This is a genomic window from Streptomyces pratensis (assembly GCF_037137275.1).
GTDB lineage: Bacteria > Actinomycetota > Actinomycetes > Streptomycetales > Streptomycetaceae > Streptomyces > Streptomyces pratensis_B.
On the sequence record NZ_JBBBEN010000100.1, the window covers coordinates 192,791 to 210,066 of the forward strand.

Genomic DNA, 17,276 nt, shown 5'->3' on the forward strand with positions numbered 1-17,276 from the left:
CGGACGGCCCCAGCGCCACGCCCGGCCGTGGCCCTACGCCCGGCAGCGGCCCCACCGCCACGCCCGGCCCGCGCGACGTGCCCGGAACCGCGGTGCCGCGAGGACCCCAGCGCCGCGTCGACCCCCCGCGCCGCGTCCGCCGCGCCGGACGCGTACCGCGCACCCGCATCCGCCACCGAAAGGGCGCCGGGCATTCGCGTACGACGGTGAAGAACGGGTGACGGTCGCACGGCGGGAGGATGTCGGCCGGGCGCGTCCGCCGCGGGAGGCGGGGGGAATTGCGTCCTCCGCCCCTCCGCAATGTGAACGTTCTGCGGCGAGCGGCAACTGGCGTGGCGCTCTTGACATTTCGCGGCCCACCCAATGATAAGATCATCTTACTTCCAGTGGGCTGATGGCGAATGGGGGCATTCCGGGAGGGATGAATTCCTCGGTCCCACCTTCGGAGGGGCACCTCCCGAAGCGGCGCACGGTCACGGCGAACCAGCCCTGGTCGAGTGCCGCATGACGGGGTGTCAAGCCGTTTCCCAGCCATGGCACTTGAAGTGAGTCTCATGACATTTCCACAGGGCCCCGTCCTCTGGGCGCTGATTGTCGTAGCACTGGTCGCCGTGGGTGCCGTTCTGCGGGCTCGCGCGACCAACGTCAAACTACGCAGACACAACACCGAGCTGCTCGAAGAGCGCGACACGCTTCTGCGCCAGCGGGACGAACTGCACGTCGTGCACAACGGTCTGCTGCAACGTCAGGCCACCGAACTCGCGGAGGTCCGCAAGGACGCCGAAGAGGAGACGAAGGCGGTCCTCAAGGCCGCCGTCCGCACCCTCCAGGGACTCGCCGACGAGCAGCAGGTCGTGATCGAGAAGGCCCAGCGCAAGTACGGGGACGACCCCGGCATCCTGGCCGACCTCATGGCCGTCGACCACGCCAACAGCCAGTTCGGCCGCCGCGCCCAGGGCATCGCGGTGCTCTGCGGCGGCTGGCTCGGGCGACGCGAGAGAGTGGCCTCCGTCTTCGACGTGGCCCGCAGCGCCCAGGGCCGTATCCGGCACTTCGACCGGGTCCGGGTCAACGGCCAGGTGAACTTCTCGGTCGTCAGCAGGGCGGTGGAGCCCGTCGCCGTGGTCCTCGCCGAGCTGCTCGCCAACGCGACGAACTACTCCGCGCCGGGCACCCCGGTGGAGATCAACATCCAGGCCGTGCCGACGGGTGTCTGCCTCATCGTCGACGACGCCGGGCTCGGTATGGGCCAGGAGGAGAAGGACCGCGCTGCGGCCCTCCTCTCCCCCCAGGCGGCGATCAGCGTCTCCAGTCTGGGCATCCCGCCGCAGTTCGGATTCGCCGTCTCCGGGATGCTCGCCGCCCGCTACGGCTTCCGGGTCTCTGTGGACTCCGTTTCTCCCTATGGAGGCGTACGCGCGGTGGTCCTGATCCCCGACGAACTGCTCACCACCGAGGCGCCGCCCGCCGCGGCGCCCGCCGAAGAACCCGAGGCGTCCGGGTACCAGCAGCCGCAGGTCCAGCAGGCGGACCACCGGCAGACCCCCGCCCCGGCCCCCACCCCGCTCTTCCCGCCCGCTCCCCACCCGGACACCGCCACCCAGCAGCTGGCCCAGATCACCACCACCGCCGGGGGACTGCCGAAGCGTCGTCGCAAGAGCCCGGTCTCCGCGGTGCCGTCGGCCGAGCCGCAGCCCGTGCGCAGCAACGAGGAGACGGCCTCCCGACTGGGCGCCTTCCAGCGCGGCACCCGGTCCGGGCGGGACACGACGACGACGGAAGGACCCGAGTTCCAGTGAACCCCGATCTGACCTGGGTACTCAACGATGTGCTCCAGGTACCCGGCGCCCGGCACGCGATCCTGGTGTCGGCCGACGGCCTGCTCCTGGCCAACTCCAGTGAGATCGGCCGGGACGACGCGGAGACCGTCGCCGCGGCCATGAGCTCCATGCAGTCGCTCAGCCGGGCGGTGGCTCCCTTCATCGGGACCCGTGACCCGGGGCGCTGGCGGCAGACGCTCCTGGAGTACGAGGACGGCTGGATCTTCCTGATCGCCGCCGGCAGCGGGGCCTATCTGGCGGCGACCTCGGCCGCCGACGTGGACATGGAGGCGATGTCCTTCCGGATGCAACAGCAGGTCGCCGCGCTGGGGAAGGCGATGACCACGCCTCCCCGCCAGCACGCGGACAGCGAGATATGACCGCGCCGGGCGAGGAGCAGCAGGTCAGCAGCGGGTTCGTCCGGTCCTATGTCATCACCGGCGGCCGGGGGCTGCCCGACGCGGAGGAACTCTCCCTCGTCACGCTGGTCACCCTGGCGCCCGACCGCCAGCCGCCGCCGAACCCGAGCCCGGAGGTCCAGGCGATCTGGGAGCTGTGCTCCGGCGGCTACCTGTCGGTGGCCGAGGTCGCCGGCCATCTCGGCCTGCCGGTCGGGGTGGCCCGTCTGCTGCTCCAGGACTTAAGCCACCAGGGACACCTGCTGCGCCGCAAGGCGCCTCCGCCGGCCCAGCTCGTTGACAGGAAGATCCTCGAAGAGGTGTTGCATGGACTCCAGGTCCGGTTCGGCTGAGAACATCTACGTGCCGGACGCGGTGCGGCGCGCGGCGAAGATTCTCGTCGTCGGGCACTTCGCCGTGGGCAAGACGACCCTGATCGGCACGCTGTCCGAGATCACCCCGCTGCGCACGGAGGAGCGGATGACCCAGGCCGCGGCCCAGGTCGACGATCTGCGCGGCGTGCCCGACAAGAAGACGACGACGGTCGCCCTGGACTTCGGACGCCTCACCCTCAGCGACGAGCTGGTGCTCTACCTGTTCGGCACACCGGGGCAGCAGCGGTTCGTGGAGCTGTGGGAGGACATGGCGCGCGGGTCGCTGGGCGCGCTGCTCCTGGTCGACCCGGCGCGGCTGGCCGACACCTTCCCCGTCATCGACCTGGTCGAGACGTACGGGCTGGAGTACGCGGTCGCCGTCAACAGCTTCGACCCGTACTCGCAGCACGCCGAGAACGAGTTGCGCGAGGCGCTCGACCTGCTGCCGGACACGCCGGTCGTCTTCTGCGACGCCCGGGACCAGAAGTCCTCCGCACAGGCCCTGATCACCCTGGTCCGCCACCTTCTGGCGCACGTCGCCTGACACACTCCCCCCATCCGAAGCCGGGGCCCGCCGGGCCCCGCGATCACACCGAGGAAGCCGACATGGACCCGTCGCCGGGAGCCACCCCGTACAGCGCCCCCGCCGGGTGCCCCATGCACCAGCAGCAGACGTCGCTGTACGGGCCGGAGTTCGCCGCCGACCCGCACCGCGCCTACGACGCGTTCCGGGCGCACGGCCCCGCAGCCCCGATCGAGCTGGCCCCCGGGGTGGAGGCCACTCTGGTCGTGCAGCACGAGGCCGCGCTGCGGGTGCTCCAGAACCCCGCGCTGTTCGCCCGGGACTCGCGGCGCTGGGCCGCGCTGCGCGAGGGCGCCATACCGATGGACAGCCCGGTGCTGCCGATGATGGTGTACCGGCCCAACTGCCTGTTCACCGACGGCGCGGAGCACCTGCGGCTGCGCAAGGCGGTCACCGAGTCGCTGGCCCGGCTCAACAGCAGCCGACTGAGCCGGGACGTCGAGCGGATCGCCGACTACCTGATCGACCAGTTCATCGAGCGCGGTACCGCCGACCTGCTCAACGAGTACGCCAAGCTCCTGCCGCTGCTGCTGTTCAACCAGCTCTTCGGCTGCCCCGGCGACATCGGCGACCGGCTGACCCGCTCCATGTCGGCCATCTTCGACGGCGACGACGTGCTGCGGGCCAACGCCGAGCTGACGGAGTGCCTGATGGAACTGGTGGCGCTCAAGCGCCGCCAGCCCGGCGAGGACATCACCTCCTGGCTGATCCAGCACCCGGCGGGGCTGCGGGACGAGGAGCTGAAGGACCAGCTCGTGATGCTGATGGGCGCGGGCGTGGAGCCGGAGCGCAACCTGATCGGCAACGCGCTGCTGCTGATGCTCTCCGGCGACCAGCCGGACGGACCGGACCAGCGGCGCGGAGCGGGGCTGCTGGTGGAGGACGCGCTGGACGACGTCCTGTGGAACAACCCGCCGATCGCGAACTACGCGACGCACTACCCGGTGCAGGACATCGAGCTGGACGGGGTGACGCTGCGGGCGGACACGCCGGTGCTGATCAGCTTCGCCGCCGCGAACAGCGACCCGGGGCTCACCGACGCCCGGCAGACCCTGAGCAAGGGGGCCCACCTGGCGTGGGGGGCGGGCCCGCACGTGTGCCCGGCCAAGTCGCCCGCGACGCTGATCGCGCTGACCGCGATCGAGAGGATTCTCAACACCGTTCCGGACCTCGCGCTCGCCGTGCCCCCGTCGGGCGTCGCCTGGCGGCCCGGCCCGTTCCACCGGGCTCTGGTCGCCCTGCCCGTACGGTTCACGCCGACGGCGGCGCGGCGTGCGGCGACGGGGGCGCAGGCCCCGGCGCAGACCTCGGCGCAGCTGCCCGACCCCTACCGGAGCGCGGCTCCGGCGGCGCCTTCGCCCCGTCACGCTACGGAGCCGGCCAAGAAGTCCAAGGGCTGGTGGAGTTCGTTCCTCGACGTGTTCCGCGTATGACTCACGGGCCGACAATTCGCTGGTGAAAACGGGCATTCGTGACGATTGCATGTGACGGGGGCAACAGCGATCGACGCTTGGCGCGGATATCCGGAGGGGTAGGTTCTGGTCGGTAACCACGGGCCCAGGACGAGGAACTCTGCGTGAGCATCACAGGCGGTACAGCCAGGACTCCCGACGGCCGGCGCGCGGTGGTCGGCCTGCTGAGGAGACTCACCTCCCCGGAGGGGCAGGCCGAGCCCTACGGAATACTCGCGGAGCTACGGGCGATGGGTGACGTCGTCCGAGCTCCGTGGGACGGCTATTTCGTCACCGGATTCGATGCCTGCGGCCAGGTCCTGCGCGGCCGCGGCTGGCTGGCCCCCGACTTCGCCTGGCAGGAGCGGCAGGACGACGCCGAACGCTGGGAGGCCATCGCCACCCGCGAGATGACCGGCACCCTCTCCCGGCTCAACGCCCCCGAGCACACCTGCCAGCGGCGCAGCCTGGGCAACCTCTTCGACCGCTCCACCATCGACCGCCTCACCCCCGACGTCGAGCGTGACGCCGACCGGCTGCTGGACGAGCTGGCCGGCAAGCTCCGCTGGGGCGAGGCCGACTTCGTCTCCACCGTGAGCGAGCAGCTGCCGATCGGCACCGTCGGCTCCTGGCTGGGGATACCCCCCGAGGACTACCCGCACATCCTGGAGATGACCCACAACCAGGTGTACGCGCAGGAATTACTCCCCACCAAGTCCCAGCTCGCGATCTCCGCGCAGGCGACGGTGCAGTTGCGCGCCTACTTCACCGACCTGGTCGCCCGGCGCCGGGCCGAGCCCCGCCACGACGTGCTGACCGGCTGGATTCACACGTGGGACGCGATGGAGCCCGACCGGGAGCGGGCGGACGAGATCCTCTACCGGCTCACGATGTTCGTCACCATCGCCTCGCTGGAGACCACCGCGACGCTGCTGTCGGCGATGACCTCCCTGCTGCTGGCCGAGCCCGGCCGCTGGGCCTGGCTGCGGGAGCACCCGGAGCACGTCGACGCGGCCGTCGACGAGGTGCTGCGCTACGACCCGCCCATCCACATCAACACCCGGACCGCCGCGCAGGACACCGTCCTGGCCGGCGTCCCGATCAAGAAGGACAGCATGGTCCACGTCCTGTACGGAGCCGCCAACCACGATCCGCGGCGCAACCCGAACCCCGGCACGTTCGACATCCTGCGCGGCGGCAGCCACCTCACCTTCGGCGGCGGGGTGCACTACTGCCTGGGCGCCGCCCTCGCCAAGCTGGAGGCCCGGACGCTCCTGGTGCGCATGCTGGAACGTTTCCCCACCCTGCGCGCCGTGTCGCCCGCGGTGTACGCCCCCCGGATGGTCTTCCGCCGGGTCACCTCGCTCGGGGTGGCGCTGTGAAGCTCTCCCTCCCCCAGTTCCTGACCTCGCACGAGCAGCCCGCGACGGTGCGCACCCGGCGCGAGGGGCCCGTCCTGCACGTGGAGCTGCACGCGCCGGAGACCGGCAACGCGGTGACAGAGGCGATGCTCGACGAGCTGCTCGACATCGTTGCCCTGCCAGACCCGGAGGTGCGGGTCCTGGTGCTCAGCGGCGCGGGGGACGACTTCTGCCTGGGCGGTGACCGCACCGAGTTCGCCCAGTGGCTGGAGGAGGACCCGACCGGCCGGGGCATCCGGGTCGCCGGGGAGAAGGCCCGCCGGGTCTGCGGGGCGATCTCCGGCAGCCGGGTGGTGACCATCGCCCGGGTGCAGGGCAGGGCGATCGGCGCGGGGTTCGCCCTGGCCCTCGCCTGCGACCTTCGGGTCGGCTCGGACACCGCCGTCTTCCGGCTGCCCGAGCTGGCCCTGGGGCTGCCGACCGCCTGGGGCGGGCTGCTGCCCCGGCTCATCCACGAGGTCGGCCCGGCCCGGGTGCGTGAGCTGGTCCTCACCGGGCGCCCCGTCGACGCCGCGGAGGCGCACCGGCTCTCGATCCTCCAGCGGGTGGTTCCCGCCGCGGAGCTGGACGACGCGGTCGCCGCCTGGGCGAAGCCGGTGGTCCGCCGCCCGGAGGCGGCCCTGCGGGTGACGAAGGCGCTGTTCGAGTCCTACGCGGCCGCCTCGCGGCTCGCCGACCCCTCGTTCCTCGACGCGGAGCTGATGGCCTCGGTCGCGGCCGCCACCCTGCGTCCGCCGGCGGGCGGGATGGGAGCGGGCGGGGCACACTCGTAAAAACGAGTGGGAGGTCTGCGCAGTGGACGTACCGGGGTGGCTCTGGATCGTGTTCGCCCTGACCGTGGTCGTCTCGCTGACGATCGACCTGTTGGCGCACCGCAAGGCCCACGTCATCGGCTTCAGGGAGGCCGGGGTGTGGAGCGCGCTGTGGGTGGGGCTCGCCCTGGCCTTCGGCGGGGTCGTCTTCGCGGTCCTGGGAACGACCGCCGGAACGGAATACACCACCGCGTGGCTGCTGGAGAAGAGCCTCTCGGTCGACAACCTCTTCGTCTTCGCGCTGATCTTCGCCTACTTCAAGGTCCCGCGCGCCTATCAGCACCGGGTGCTCTTCCTCGGCGTCCTCGGCGCACTGGTGTTCCGTGCGATCTTCCTGACGCTCGGCGTCGCGGTGGTGAACCGCTTCACCGCCGTGCTGTTCCTCTTCGCGGCGATCCTTTTCTACAGCAGCTACAAGATCCTCAGCGGCCAGGAGGAGAACTTCGATCCCGGCAAGAGTTTCGCGGTGCGGCTGCTGCGGAAGGTCATGCCGGTCCAGGACGCGTACTCCGGTACGCATTTCGTCGTCAGGGACCAGGGGCGCAAGGTGGCGACCCCGCTGCTCGCGGTGGTCGCGGCGATCGAGGCGGCCGACCTCGTCTTCGCGGTCGACAGCGTCCCCGCGGTGCTCGCGGTCAGCGACGAGCTGTTCATCGTCTACACCAGCAACGCCTTCGCGATCCTGGGTCTGCGAGCGCTGTACTTCCTGCTGGCGGGGCTGCTGGACCGCTTCCACTACCTCAGCCACGGCCTGGCGGTCATCCTCGCCTTCATCGCGGTGAAACTCGTGCTCCAGGCCGCCCACAAGATGATCAGCACTTCCATCCCGGAGATTCCCTCGCCGGTGAGCCTGGCGGTCATCGTCGTCATTCTGACCGTATCCGTGACTCTCAGCATGCGCCGTGCGCCGAAAAGCACGGGGGGCGGCCCAGGAAACGCGGTGGACGGCCCGGGGAATACCGGCGGGACCGGCGCAACCGATACGGAAGAGTAATTCCGGTGCATCGCAGAGGAAAAACTTTCCAAAATACCCGGCCGGATCTATCGTGAGTAAATGGCCAGCAAAGAGCGTGACACCCAGCGGGCCGCCTTCATGTGCCCGACCTGCAAGCAGCCCGTCCCCTCCGAGATACGGCGCCACAAGACCCTCGGGATCTTCGTCCCCGTCTGGCGGGCGGGCCCCTGCGAGAACCCCGACTGCCCGGATTACGCCGCCAAGGAGCGACCCGCCCGGCGTCGCTCCCGCCCGTAGGCCCGGCCGCCCCGGAAACGCGGTAGAAGCCGCCTGGCGGGAGGCCTCACGTACCGGTGGCCCAGGAGCACCCTCACGGGGCAGGCGACTCGTGGGCGCCCTCGCCGCGGGTCTCAGGCCGCCGCGAGCCGGGCGGTGAGACGCGCCTTGGCCGCGGGCCACTCGTCGGCCAGCAGTGAGAAGTAGACGCTGTCCCGCCAGGTCCCGTCCGGTCGGAGCCGGTGCCGCCGGAGCACCCCTTCGCGGCGGGCCCCCAGCCGGGCTATGGCAGCCTGGGAGCGCTCGTTGCGGTGGTCGGTCTTGAGCTGGACGCGCCCCATGCCCAGCCCCTCGAAGGCGTGCCCCAGCAGGAGCAGCTTCGTCTCGGTGTTGACCGCCGACCGCCAGTAGGCCCGGCCGTACCAGGTCCAGCCGATCTCCAGCCGCTCGTCGCGCACCGCGATGTCCATGTACGTGGTCCAGCCGACGGCCCGGCCGCTCGCCCGGTGGACGACCGCGAAGGGCACGTACCCCGGGTCGGCGAGCACGCCCTCCAGCCGGCTCAGCAGCTCCTGCCGGGTCTGCGGAGCCGGGCCGCCCTGCCAGCGCCACACCTCCTCGTCACCGCCGCCCGCCGCGAAGAGGTCGTCGAGATGACCGACGGCCAGCGGGACGAGTTCGACGTACTGGCCGGTCAGCGTCACGGGCCGAGGAGGAAGCGCAGACATGACATGATCCTAGCTCATCGCACTAGCACAGACAGATTACGAACTAGTACATAACTGCCCAGCTCTCCTCACGCGCGGAACGGCTCCCGGCCGCCCGGCGTGAACCGCACGGGCAGACGGCGGCGCGACACCGCGTTAGAGCCTCGCATATGCGGCACCGACTCCCGCAAGGCCTGGTACATGCGGGGGTGATTGCTCTAGCGTGGCGCACATGCAGTCCTACACAATCGGTCAGGCAGCACGACTCCTCGGGGTCAGCCCAGACACCGCCCGCCGTTGGGCGGACGCCGGCCGGGTCGTGACCCATCGCGACGAGGCCGGCCGGCGGCTGATCGACGGCCGCGCGCTGGCCGCCTTCTCGATCGAGGTCGGCCAGGGCACGGGCACAGAGGACGAGGCCCCCTACACCTCGGCGCGCAACGCCTTCCCGGGCATCGTCACCGCGGTGAAGCTCGGCGACGTCGCGGCCCAGGTCGAGATCCAGGCGGGGCCGCACCGGCTCGTCTCCCTCCTCACCCGGGAGGCGGTGGAGGAGCTGGGACTGGAGGTCGGCATGCAGGCGACCGCGCGCGTGAAGTCGACCAGCGTGCACATCGACCGCACCTGAACCCGGCCCGGACCGGGCGCGCCGACCGCGACCGGCCCCAGCCGCCGAGCGGCAGCGACCCTCCCCCGTGCCGCCCCGCCCGCCACGCCTCTCCCCGCACCCGGCCAAGGAGCCCGCCCCATGCCCCTCCCGATCACCCGCCGCCGAACGGCCGCCGCCCTCCTGGCCACCGCGCTCCTCCTCCCGCTCACCGCCTGCGGCAGCGACGGCGCCAAGGACGCGGCCGGCGCCCGGGCCGGATCGCCGGGCGCGGGCTCCCCCGAGGCGGATCTGACCGTCCTGGCCGCGTCCTCCCTGACCGACGTCTTCCAGGAGGCGGGGGCCGCGTACGAGAAGGAGAGCCCCGGCGCCCGGATCACGTTCTCCTTCGCGGGCTCCCAGGAACTGGCCGCCCAGGTCCGCCAGGGCGCCCCGGCCGACGCGCTGGTCACCGCGGACGCCGCGACCATGGACCGACTGGCCTCCGACACCGGCGAGCCGACGGTCATCGCCAGGAACCGGCTGGTCATCGCCGTCGGCGAGGGAAACCCGGAGAAGGTCCGGAATCTCGCGGACCTCGCCGACCCCGGACTGAAGGTCGTCCTCGCCGCCCCGGAGGTACCGGTCGGCCGCTACGGCACGCGGATACTCGACGCGCAGGGGATCGAGGTGAAGCCGGTCTCCCAGGAACCCAACGTGCGCGCCGTCCTCAGCAAGGTCGCGCTCGGCGAGGCGGACGCCGGGCTGGTCTACCGGACCGACGCGGAGACCGCCGCCGACAAGGTCGACGCGGTCGAGATCCCGGACGCGGAGAACGCCGTCGCCACCTACCCGGCGGCCACCCTGGACGCCTCGGAACACGGCGAGGCCGCCGCCGCGTTCGTCGCCTGGCTCACCACCCCGCCCGCCCAGGACATCTTCCGGGCCGCGGGCTTCCAGCAGCCGTGACCGGGCGCCCGAACGGCCCGGCCCCCGGCAGGGACGGGGCCGCAGAGACCCGCACGCCGGGCCCCGGGGGGCCGAGGAGACGCCCCGGCCGCCGCACCGCGCGCACCCGCGCCCCGCTGCTGCTGACGGTCCCCGCGCTGCTGGCCGTGGGGTTCCTGATGCTGCCTCTCGCCGGAATCCTGGCCCGCACGTCCTGGGGCGACCTCGGAGCGCACCTCACCGCCGAGCCCACCGTCCGGGCGCTGCGGCTCTCGCTGGTGGTCTCGCTGTGGGCGCTCGGCCTCTCGCTGCTGCTCGGTGTGCCGCTGGCCTGGCTGCTGGCCCGGGCGCCCTTCCCCGGCAAGGCGTTCGTCCGCTCACTGGTCCTGCTGCCGATGGTCCTGCCGCCCACGGTCGGCGGGGTCGCGCTGCTGCTGGCCTTCGGCCGGCGCGGGCTGCTGGGCCCCTGGCTGGAGGACGCCTTCGGCATCACGCTGCCCTTCCACACCTCGGGGGCCGTGCTGGCGGCGACGTTCGTCGCGATGCCGTTCCTGGTCATCTCGCTGGAGGGCGCGCTCGGCGGGCTGCGCCCCCGGTACGAGGAGACCGCCGCCTCACTCGGAGCCTCACCCGTACGGGTGTTCCTCACCGTGACGCTGCCGATGGTCGCCCCCGGGCTGATCGCCGGAGCGGCCCTGACCTGGGCACGGGCGCTCGGGGAGTTCGGCGCGACCATCACCTTCGCCGGCAACCTCCCCGGCGCCACCCAGACCCTGCCGCTCCAGGTCTACCTGCTGCTCCAGGACTCGCCGGAGGCCGCCACCTCGGTGTCGCTGCTGCTCCTGGCCATCGCGATGGTCGTCCTGGTCGCCTTGCGCGGCCGCTGGACCGGTACTCCGGGCGGCCGCCGGAACTCCGCGTCCCGCCCCGCGCCCCCCGACCGGGACGAGACGGCCGCCACCTCAGCACAGGCCGCCCCCTCAGCTCCGGCCGCCCCCTCAGCTCCGGCCGGCCCCGCAGCTCCGGCCGGCCCCGCAGCGCAGGAGGGCCCCGCCTCCACCTCCGGCCCCGTACCGTCCGAGCCCTGGCCCCTGCACGCCGACGTCACCGGCTTCACCCGACTCACCCTGGACGCGGACCCCGGCACCACCATCGCGGTGGTCGGCCCCAACGGCGCGGGCAAGACCACGCTCCTGCGGGCCCTCCTCGGCCTCACGCCCCGCGCGCACGCCACCCTGCGCCTCGGGGCCGCCGACGTCACCGGGCTGCCCACACACCGCCGGGGCGTCGCCTGGGTGCCCCAGGACGGGGCGCTCTTCCCCCACCTGAACGCCCTGGCCAACACGGCGTACGCGCTCCGCGCCCGCGGCGTGCCCCGTGCGGAGGCCCGCCGCGAGGCGCAGGGGTGGCTGGACCGGCTCGGGGTCGGCCACCTCGCCCACCGCAGGCCCGCCGAACTCTCCGGCGGCCAGGCCGGGCGGGTGGCCCTCGCCCGCGCGCTGGCGGCCCGGCCGCGCCTGCTGCTCCTGGACGAACCACTCGCCGCCCTCGACCAGACCACCCGGGCCCGGGTGCGGCACACTCTGCGCGGGCACCTCGCGGACTTCGGCGGGGTCTGTCTGATCGTCACCCACGACCCGGTCGAAGCGGTCTCCCTGGCCGACCGGGTCCTGGTGCTGGAGAACGGCCGCGCCGTCCAGGACGAGCCGCCCGCCGAGGTCACCCGCCACCCGCGCTCGCCGTGGGTGGCCAGGATGCTGGGCCGCAACGCCTGGCCCGGGACCGCCGTCCCCGACGGGCTGGCCCTCGACGGCGGCGGTCACCTCGTCGTCGCGGAGCCTCTCCCGGCGGGCGGGGAGGCCCTCGCGGTCATCGCGCCGGAATCCGTCTCCGTCCACCGGGAGCGGCCCACCGGCAGTCCCCGCAACGTCTGGCCCGGCACGGTCCGCGAGATCACCTCGGGCGGCAGTCGGCTGCGCCTGCTGATCACGTCCCCGCACGCCCCCGAGCTGATCGCGGAGATCACCCCGCAGGCCGCCGCGGATCTGGGCCTCGCCGACGGTGTGCACGTCTGGACCAGCGTGAAGGCGACCGAGGCGACGGTCGTCCCGCTCTGAACCCGGCTGCTGGCTGCGGGCTGCGGGCTGCGGGGAACGATGCCCCCGGACCACACGTCCTTCCCCTACGTACCCTGCCGTACGACGAACCGAGACCGACCGACCGAGAAACGGGGCGCCCATGGCACTCTTCGGCAACGCTCACACGATAGAACCGGCCAAGGCCCAGCAGGACTACGCCCGCCTCCTCGGCCAGGGCGAGCAGGTGCACGCCGCGTTCCAGCTGATCCGCGACACCATGCTGTTCACCGATCGCCGACTGATCCTCGTCGACAAGCAGGGCCTCACCGGCAAGAAGGTGGAGTACCACTCCGTCCCGTACCGCAGCATCACGCACTTCTCGGTGGAGACGGCCGGGACGTTCGACCTGGAAGCCGAGCTGAAGATCTGGATCTCGGGCCACGCCACACCGCTCCAGAAGACGTTCACCAAGGGCGTCGACATCTACGAGGTCCAGGCGATACTCACCCAGTTCGTCGCCCGCTGAGGGCTGCGGCCTTCGCGGCGCCGGGCCGGGAGGAGCGGCGGCCCCTCAGACGTACGGGCGCAGCCGGGCCGTCGCCGCGTGGCCGGGGAGGGAGGCGCGCAGCCTCGCCGTGCGCTCCCGCAGCTGGGGCAGCAGCCCGTAGAGGGCGTCGCCCGGGCAGCGGGTCTCGAAGCCGTCGCGGTGGCCGGAGATGACGTTCAGCCGGGCCACCTGCCCCCGGTCGAAGCGGCTCTCGTCGTTCGTCGAGACCAGGTCGACCGTGCCCATCGGGTCCGCGCCGGGCCGCAGCTTCCAGGCGGCGAGCCGCACCAGCGTGTCCATCATCGGCTTCGGCACCTCGGCGCCCGCGGCGAAGTTCCCGATCGCGGCGACGCCCACCGTGTCGGCGTTGAACCCCTTCGTGTGGGCGCCGAGCACGGGGCGGGCCACGCCGCCCGCCCGGCCCTCGTAGAGGGTGCCGCAGCGGTCGACGAGGAAGTTGTAGCCGATGTCGTCCCAGCCGTCCTTCTCGATGTGGTCGGCCTGGACGGCGCGGATCAGCTCGGGGACCTGTGCGCAGTCGTAGTCGTTGGGGTTGCCGGTGTGGTGGACGAACAGCGCCTTCGCCGCGCCCGTGTAGCGCGGCCCCTCCCTCACCAGCTCCTCGTCCGCCTGCCAGGTGTCGCGGCTGACGAGGGCCGGTTGCGGGAGCCCGCGCGGCGGCCGGGGGCCGGTGGCCAGTTCCCCCCGCGCCCCCTGGGTCGCCGGGCCGTCCCCGAACACCAGGAGGGCCAGGGGCAGGAAGAGAGCGCCCAGGACGATTCGGCGGGACCACATGACTCCTACCCTGCGCCCTGGCTCCCGGCTTCGCAGGTGAGCGTGGCAACCGGGTGACTCCCGGCCCCCGTCGGCACCTCACCGTCGGCCTCGCCACGCACCCTCGGCCTCCGGCGCCCACGCTTCCTCGGCCTCCGGCCACCCCGCGCCTTCCCGGCCCCCGGGGCCTCACCACACTCCCAGCCCCGGTCTCACCACACTCCCAGCCCCGGTCTCACCACGCCTCCTCGGCCTCCGCCTCGCGGCCGGGGGCACCGGGGCCCGCGCAGTCCTGGCCCCGGCGCAGCAACCGGAAGGCCAGGAGCGGGAACGTCAGCACGGACACCATCGCCGCGGCGACCAGGGCGGCGGCCTCGCCCGCGTCGATCACCTTCTCGTCCAGGCCGATCGCGGTGATCGCGACCACCAGGGGCAGGCAGGTGGCCGAGAACAGCCCGAGCGCGGACCGCGGACCGCGCCCCGTCAGGTCGCGCGGGGCCAGCAGACAGGCCGGCACCCCGCGCACCAGCAGGAACAGGGCGAGGAACACCGGCAGGAGCAGCAGCGGACGTCCCCCCTCCAGAAGGGCCGCGAGGTCGAAGTCGATGCCCGTGACGATGTAGAAGAACGGGACGAGGAAGCCGAAGCCGATCGCCTCGATCCGTCCCAGGACCTCCCCGCTGCGCTCGGGCACCGCGCCCTGGAGGACCAGCCGGGTCAGCATCCCGGCGGCGAACGCACCGAGCAGGGTGTCCAGGCCGAAGACATGGGCCAGCCCCAGCATCCCGGCCAGCAGCAGCATGACGAAGCGCACGGCGAACTGGCCGCTGCTGTGCAGGGTCGAGGCGATGAGCCGGGCGAACCACGGCGGCCGGGGGCGCATCGCCCAGAACACCGCGCCCGCCGTGACGACGGCGAACACGGCCAGCACCGCGCCCGCGGCCCCGGGGCTGCGGCCGCTGAAGAGCAGGGCCATGGCGATGATCGGACCGAACTCGCCGACCGCGCCGAACGCCATCACCACCGACCCGAACCGCCCCTCCAGCCGGCCCGAGTCCCGCAGGATCGGCAGCACGGCGCCCAGCGCGGTGCTGGTCAGCGCCGTGCCGATGACCAGGCTCTTCGCCACGTCCGCGCCGCTGACCAGCAGGGCGGCCCCCAGCCCGACGACGAGCGAGAGGACCCACGCCCCGCCGGCCCGGCGCAGGGTGTCGCCGCGGACCTCGGCGAACCGGATCTCGTACCCCGCCAGGAAGATCAGCATCGACAGGCCCAGGTCGGACAGGGTGTCGATGACCCGGTCGTGGTGGGCCCAGCCGAGGACGTCCGGTCCCACCAGGACACCGAGCACGATCTCGAAGATGACGACGGGGACGGACAGCCACCGCCCGGTCGCGTAGCCGAGCAGCGGCGCGAGAACCGCCAAGGCCATGATCAGGACGAGCGTCCCCGGGTGCTCCATCTGTCGTGTATAGCAAGACACGCCCTGCTATCAACCGATATGACACTCGTTCAGCCCGGGCTACGGGCACCCCGAGGGGAAGAGTGATGCACGCCACAGCATCCCGAGGGAACGAAAGCCCGCTCTAAAGTGTCAGGATGCCTTCCCCCCTCACGTCGAAGCCGCCGCGCCCCACCGCTGCCGCTTCGCCCGGGAGCGGCGCTCCCCCCGCCGCCGGCCGGGACCACTTCTTCGACAACGCGAAGTATCTGGCGATCGTGCTGGTGGCCGTCGGGCACGCCTGGGAGCCGCTGCCGCCCGGCCGGCTGGTGGAGGCGGCGTACACCTTCGTCTACACCTTCCACATGCCGGTGTTCATCCTGATCGCGGGCTACTTCTCGCGGAACTTCGAGCTGCGGCCGGACCGGGTGTGGAAGCTCGTCACCAGCCTGCTGGTGCCGTACGTCCTGTTCGAGTGCCTCTACACCGTCTTCCAGCGGGCGCTCCGCGACCCGGACTACTCCCTGTCGCTGCTCTCGCCCTACTGGCTGCTGTGGTTCCTCCCCGCCCTGTTCTTCTGGCGGCTGTCCACCCCGCTGTGGCAGACCGTCCGCGCGCCGGTGGCGGTCTCCCTCGCCATCGCCGCCCTGGCGACGGTGTCACCGGCCGCAGACGGGACGCTCCAGGTCCAGCGCATCCTGCAGTTCCTGCCGTTCTACGTCCTCGGCCTGCGCCTGGGCCCGCAGCACTTCGCGTGGGTCCGCCGCCCCTGGGTGCGCGTCGCCTCTGTGCCGGTGTTCGCCGCCGGGATGCTGCTGGCGTACTGGCTGGTGCCCCGGACCTCGACCTCGTGGTTCTTCCGCAAGAACAGCGCCCAGGAGCTGGAGGCCTCGCAGTGGACCGGTCCGGTGGCGACGGTCGCCCTGTTCGCGGCCGCGCTGGTGCTGGGCGCGTGCTTCCTGTCCTGGGTGCCGAAGGGCCGCACCTGGATGACCGCCCTGGGCGCCTGCACGCTGTACGGGTATCTGCTGCACGGCTTCGTCGTCCGGGGTCTGTTCTACGAGGGGTTCTACGACGGGCCGTTCTTCGACACCACGGGGGGCACGGTCGTCGTCACCCTGGGGGCGGCCGTCATGGTCACCCTGCTGTGCACGCCCCCGGTGCGGAGCCTGCTGCGCCCGCTCCTGGAGCCCCGCATGGAGTGGGCCCGCCAGAAGCCCCCGGCCGGCCCGCCGCCCGCGTCCACGCCACCGCCCGCGTCCACGCCGTCGTCCGCGTCCACACCGTCGTCCGGGGCGGCTGCGGCGTCCGGGGCGGCCTGAACGAACACCAGGCCCCCCGGGCGGACACGGCGGTGAAGCCGGTCCTGGCCCGGGGGGCCTGGTGCGGAGTGCGGTCGCTCAGAGCCCGCCGAGCCCCTGCGCGGGGCCCGGGGCGGGGGCGGCCCGCGCCGGTGCGGGCGCGTCCTGCGCCGGGGTGCCGAGGAGCGCGGAGGCGGTCTCCAGCGGAGTGCGGGCCGCGGGCGGCGGCGTCGCGGCGGCCGACTCCGCGGTGCGGCAGGTGAAGCCGAGCTTGGACAGCGCCCGGACGACCTCGGCGGAGCTGAAGTCCCGCCGGTCCTGGCGGGTGATCACTTCACCGACCTGCTTGACCGGGTACACACGGCGGCTGATGACCACCGCGTCCCCGGTGACGGGTTCGGGCTTGATGCCCTTCATCGAGTCCTCCACCTCGTTCTTGAACAGATCGAAGGGGAAGCGGGCGATGACACAGCGCATGATTCCTCAACAGGGGGTTCGCGTACATGGGGAGAGGCACGACGGGGTGGGGCGGCCGCGAGCGGGGCGGCCCTGCGCGGTGGCCGGCGGGGGGCCGCCGGCCACCGCGGTCAGGCGGCGCGGTTGGAGCGGCGCTGGGCGGCGGCCGTCCGGGCCTCCGGCGTCGGCACGCCGGGGCGGCGGCCACGGGCCGGGGCCCCGCCGCCGCGCTTGGTGCCCCGGCCCATGAACGCGCCGCCGCGGCTGCCGCGCTCCTTGGGCGGGGCGGTGATCGTCACGGGGACGCCGGAGGGGGTCTGCGCGCCGGTGATGCGGCTCAGCTCGGCC

18 protein-coding genes and 1 pseudogene are annotated in these 17,276 nt (G+C 72.6%); 14 read left to right on the plus strand and 5 right to left on the minus strand.

Annotated elements, in window-relative coordinates; all coding sequences use genetic code 11:
* Positions 1-554 precede the first annotated feature (554 nt).
* The 9 genes from V9U70_RS26350 to V9U70_RS26390 all read left to right on the plus strand — a co-directional run bounded on the left by V9U70_RS26350 (position 555) and on the right by V9U70_RS26390 (position 8,111).
* Positions 555-1,799 (plus strand): ATP-binding protein, encoded by a 1,245-nt coding sequence (locus tag V9U70_RS26350; protein ID WP_336679194.1) that lies wholly within the window; start codon positions 555-557, stop codon positions 1,797-1,799.
* Entirely contained in the window at positions 1,796-2,200 is a 405-nt protein-coding gene (locus tag V9U70_RS26355) for a roadblock/LC7 domain-containing protein (protein WP_336679195.1), read from the plus strand. The genes V9U70_RS26350 and V9U70_RS26355 overlap by 4 nt, the downstream gene beginning before the upstream one ends.
* Positions 2,197-2,571: a DUF742 domain-containing protein gene (locus V9U70_RS26360; protein WP_336679197.1), complete on the plus strand. Its 375-nt coding sequence runs from the start codon at positions 2,197-2,199 to the stop codon at positions 2,569-2,571. The genes V9U70_RS26355 and V9U70_RS26360 overlap by 4 nt, the downstream gene beginning before the upstream one ends.
* Entirely contained in the window at positions 2,546-3,136 is a 591-nt protein-coding gene (locus V9U70_RS26365) for a GTP-binding protein (protein ID WP_336679198.1), read from the plus strand. Before V9U70_RS26360 ends, V9U70_RS26365 begins: the two co-directional genes overlap by 26 nt.
* A 62-nt stretch (positions 3,137-3,198) precedes the next feature.
* Entirely contained in the window at positions 3,199-4,608 is a 1,410-nt protein-coding gene (locus V9U70_RS26370; RefSeq protein WP_336679200.1) for a cytochrome P450 family protein, read from the plus strand.
* Positions 4,609-4,877: 269 nt separating this feature from the next.
* Positions 4,878-6,008 carry a cytochrome P450 gene (locus tag V9U70_RS26375; protein ID WP_336679236.1) on the plus strand — a complete coding sequence of 377 codons (1,131 nt, stop codon included), beginning with the start codon at positions 4,878-4,880 and terminating at the stop codon, positions 6,006-6,008.
* The gene (locus V9U70_RS26380) at positions 6,005-6,820 is read left to right on the plus strand and encodes an enoyl-CoA hydratase/isomerase family protein (RefSeq protein ID WP_336679202.1); all 816 of its coding nucleotides are present in this window, start codon (positions 6,005-6,007) and stop codon (positions 6,818-6,820) included. Before V9U70_RS26375 ends, V9U70_RS26380 begins: the two co-directional genes overlap by 4 nt.
* 22 nt (positions 6,821-6,842) lie before the next feature.
* Positions 6,843-7,853 (plus strand): TerC family protein, encoded by a 1,011-nt coding sequence (locus tag V9U70_RS26385; protein WP_336679204.1) that lies wholly within the window; start codon positions 6,843-6,845, stop codon positions 7,851-7,853.
* 60 nt (positions 7,854-7,913) lie between these two features.
* Positions 7,914-8,111 carry a hypothetical protein gene (locus tag V9U70_RS26390; protein WP_336679205.1) on the plus strand — a complete coding sequence of 66 codons (198 nt, stop codon included), beginning with the start codon at positions 7,914-7,916 and terminating at the stop codon, positions 8,109-8,111.
* A gap of 113 nt (positions 8,112-8,224) precedes the next feature.
* Here the strand turns inward: V9U70_RS26390 and V9U70_RS26395 are convergent, their stop codons facing one another.
* The gene (locus V9U70_RS26395) at positions 8,225-8,818 is read right to left on the minus strand and encodes a GNAT family N-acetyltransferase (RefSeq protein ID WP_336679208.1); all 594 of its coding nucleotides are present in this window, start codon (positions 8,816-8,818) and stop codon (positions 8,225-8,227) included.
* 211 nt (positions 8,819-9,029) lie between these two features.
* On the opposite strand from V9U70_RS26395, the gene V9U70_RS26400 reads away from it, so the two are divergent.
* The 4 genes from V9U70_RS26400 (at position 9,030) to V9U70_RS26415 (ending at position 12,935) form a co-directional block, all read left to right on the plus strand.
* Positions 9,030-9,425: a TOBE domain-containing protein gene (locus V9U70_RS26400; protein ID WP_336679209.1), complete on the plus strand. Its 396-nt coding sequence runs from the start codon at positions 9,030-9,032 to the stop codon at positions 9,423-9,425.
* 120 nt (positions 9,426-9,545) lie between these two features.
* Positions 9,546-10,352 carry a molybdate ABC transporter substrate-binding protein gene (modA, locus tag V9U70_RS26405; protein WP_336679210.1) on the plus strand — a complete coding sequence of 269 codons (807 nt, stop codon included), beginning with the start codon at positions 9,546-9,548 and terminating at the stop codon, positions 10,350-10,352.
* Positions 10,349-12,448, plus strand: coding sequence for an ABC transporter permease (locus V9U70_RS26410; RefSeq protein ID WP_419724037.1), 2,100 nt, complete (start codon positions 10,349-10,351; stop codon positions 12,446-12,448). The genes modA and V9U70_RS26410 overlap by 4 nt, the downstream gene beginning before the upstream one ends.
* A gap of 121 nt (positions 12,449-12,569) precedes the next feature.
* Positions 12,570-12,935: a PH domain-containing protein gene (locus tag V9U70_RS26415; RefSeq protein ID WP_336679212.1), complete on the plus strand. Its 366-nt coding sequence runs from the start codon at positions 12,570-12,572 to the stop codon at positions 12,933-12,935.
* A gap of 45 nt (positions 12,936-12,980) precedes the next feature.
* On the opposite strand, the gene V9U70_RS26420 is transcribed toward V9U70_RS26415, so the two are convergent.
* Both V9U70_RS26420 and V9U70_RS26425 read right to left on the minus strand, forming a co-directional pair.
* Positions 12,981-13,751: a peptidoglycan recognition protein family protein gene (locus V9U70_RS26420; protein WP_336679213.1), complete on the minus strand. Its 771-nt coding sequence runs from the start codon at positions 13,749-13,751 to the stop codon at positions 12,981-12,983.
* A 214-nt stretch (positions 13,752-13,965) separates the two neighbouring features.
* On the minus strand, positions 13,966-15,192 hold the full coding sequence (locus V9U70_RS26425; RefSeq protein ID WP_336679214.1) for a cation:proton antiporter: 1,227 nt from the start codon (positions 15,190-15,192) through the stop codon (positions 13,966-13,968).
* A 137-nt stretch (positions 15,193-15,329) separates the two neighbouring features.
* Between V9U70_RS26425 and V9U70_RS26430 the strand changes: the two genes are divergently transcribed.
* A complete protein-coding gene (locus tag V9U70_RS26430; RefSeq protein WP_336679216.1) occupies positions 15,330-16,493 on the plus strand; it encodes an acyltransferase family protein in 1,164 nt (387 codons plus the stop codon).
* A gap of 78 nt (positions 16,494-16,571) precedes the next feature.
* Here the strand turns inward: V9U70_RS26430 and V9U70_RS26435 are convergent, their stop codons facing one another.
* Both V9U70_RS26435 and V9U70_RS26440 read right to left on the minus strand, forming a co-directional pair.
* A complete protein-coding gene (locus tag V9U70_RS26435) occupies positions 16,572-16,949 on the minus strand; it encodes an SCO5918 family protein (RefSeq protein ID WP_336679218.1) in 378 nt (125 codons plus the stop codon).
* A 110-nt stretch (positions 16,950-17,059) separates the two neighbouring features.
* Positions 17,060-17,276 (minus strand): annotated as a pseudogene (locus V9U70_RS26440) (DEAD/DEAH box helicase); the annotation flags it as partial.

Bases quoted from the DNA above. Each gene is read 5' to 3' on its own strand.
- V9U70_RS26360 (WP_336679197.1), top strand. From the start codon at position 2,197: ATGACCGCGCCGGGCGAGGAGCAGCAGGTCAGCAGCGGGTTCGTCCGG.
- V9U70_RS26350 (WP_336679194.1), top strand. From the start codon at position 555: ATGACATTTCCACAGGGCCCCGTCCTCTGGGCGCTGATTGTCGTAGCA.
- V9U70_RS26430 (WP_336679216.1), top strand. From the start codon at position 15,330: ATGCCTTCCCCCCTCACGTCGAAGCCGCCGCGCCCCACCGCTGCCGCT.
- V9U70_RS26390 (WP_336679205.1), top strand. From the start codon at position 7,914: ATGGCCAGCAAAGAGCGTGACACCCAGCGGGCCGCCTTCATGTGCCCG.
- V9U70_RS26375 (WP_336679236.1), top strand. From the start codon at position 4,878: ATGGGTGACGTCGTCCGAGCTCCGTGGGACGGCTATTTCGTCACCGGA.
- V9U70_RS26365 (WP_336679198.1), top strand. From the start codon at position 2,546: ATGGACTCCAGGTCCGGTTCGGCTGAGAACATCTACGTGCCGGACGCG.
- V9U70_RS26425 (WP_336679214.1), bottom strand. From the start codon at position 15,192: ATGGAGCACCCGGGGACGCTCGTCCTGATCATGGCCTTGGCGGTTCTC.
- V9U70_RS26395 (WP_336679208.1), bottom strand. From the start codon at position 8,818: ATGTCTGCGCTTCCTCCTCGGCCCGTGACGCTGACCGGCCAGTACGTC.
- V9U70_RS26415 (WP_336679212.1), top strand. From the start codon at position 12,570: ATGGCACTCTTCGGCAACGCTCACACGATAGAACCGGCCAAGGCCCAG.
- V9U70_RS26420 (WP_336679213.1), bottom strand. From the start codon at position 13,751: ATGTGGTCCCGCCGAATCGTCCTGGGCGCTCTCTTCCTGCCCCTGGCC.
- V9U70_RS26370 (WP_336679200.1), top strand. From the start codon at position 3,199: ATGGACCCGTCGCCGGGAGCCACCCCGTACAGCGCCCCCGCCGGGTGC.
- V9U70_RS26435 (WP_336679218.1), bottom strand. From the start codon at position 16,949: ATGCGCTGTGTCATCGCCCGCTTCCCCTTCGATCTGTTCAAGAACGAG.
- modA (WP_336679210.1), top strand. From the start codon at position 9,546: ATGCCCCTCCCGATCACCCGCCGCCGAACGGCCGCCGCCCTCCTGGCC.
- V9U70_RS26400 (WP_336679209.1), top strand. From the start codon at position 9,030: ATGCAGTCCTACACAATCGGTCAGGCAGCACGACTCCTCGGGGTCAGC.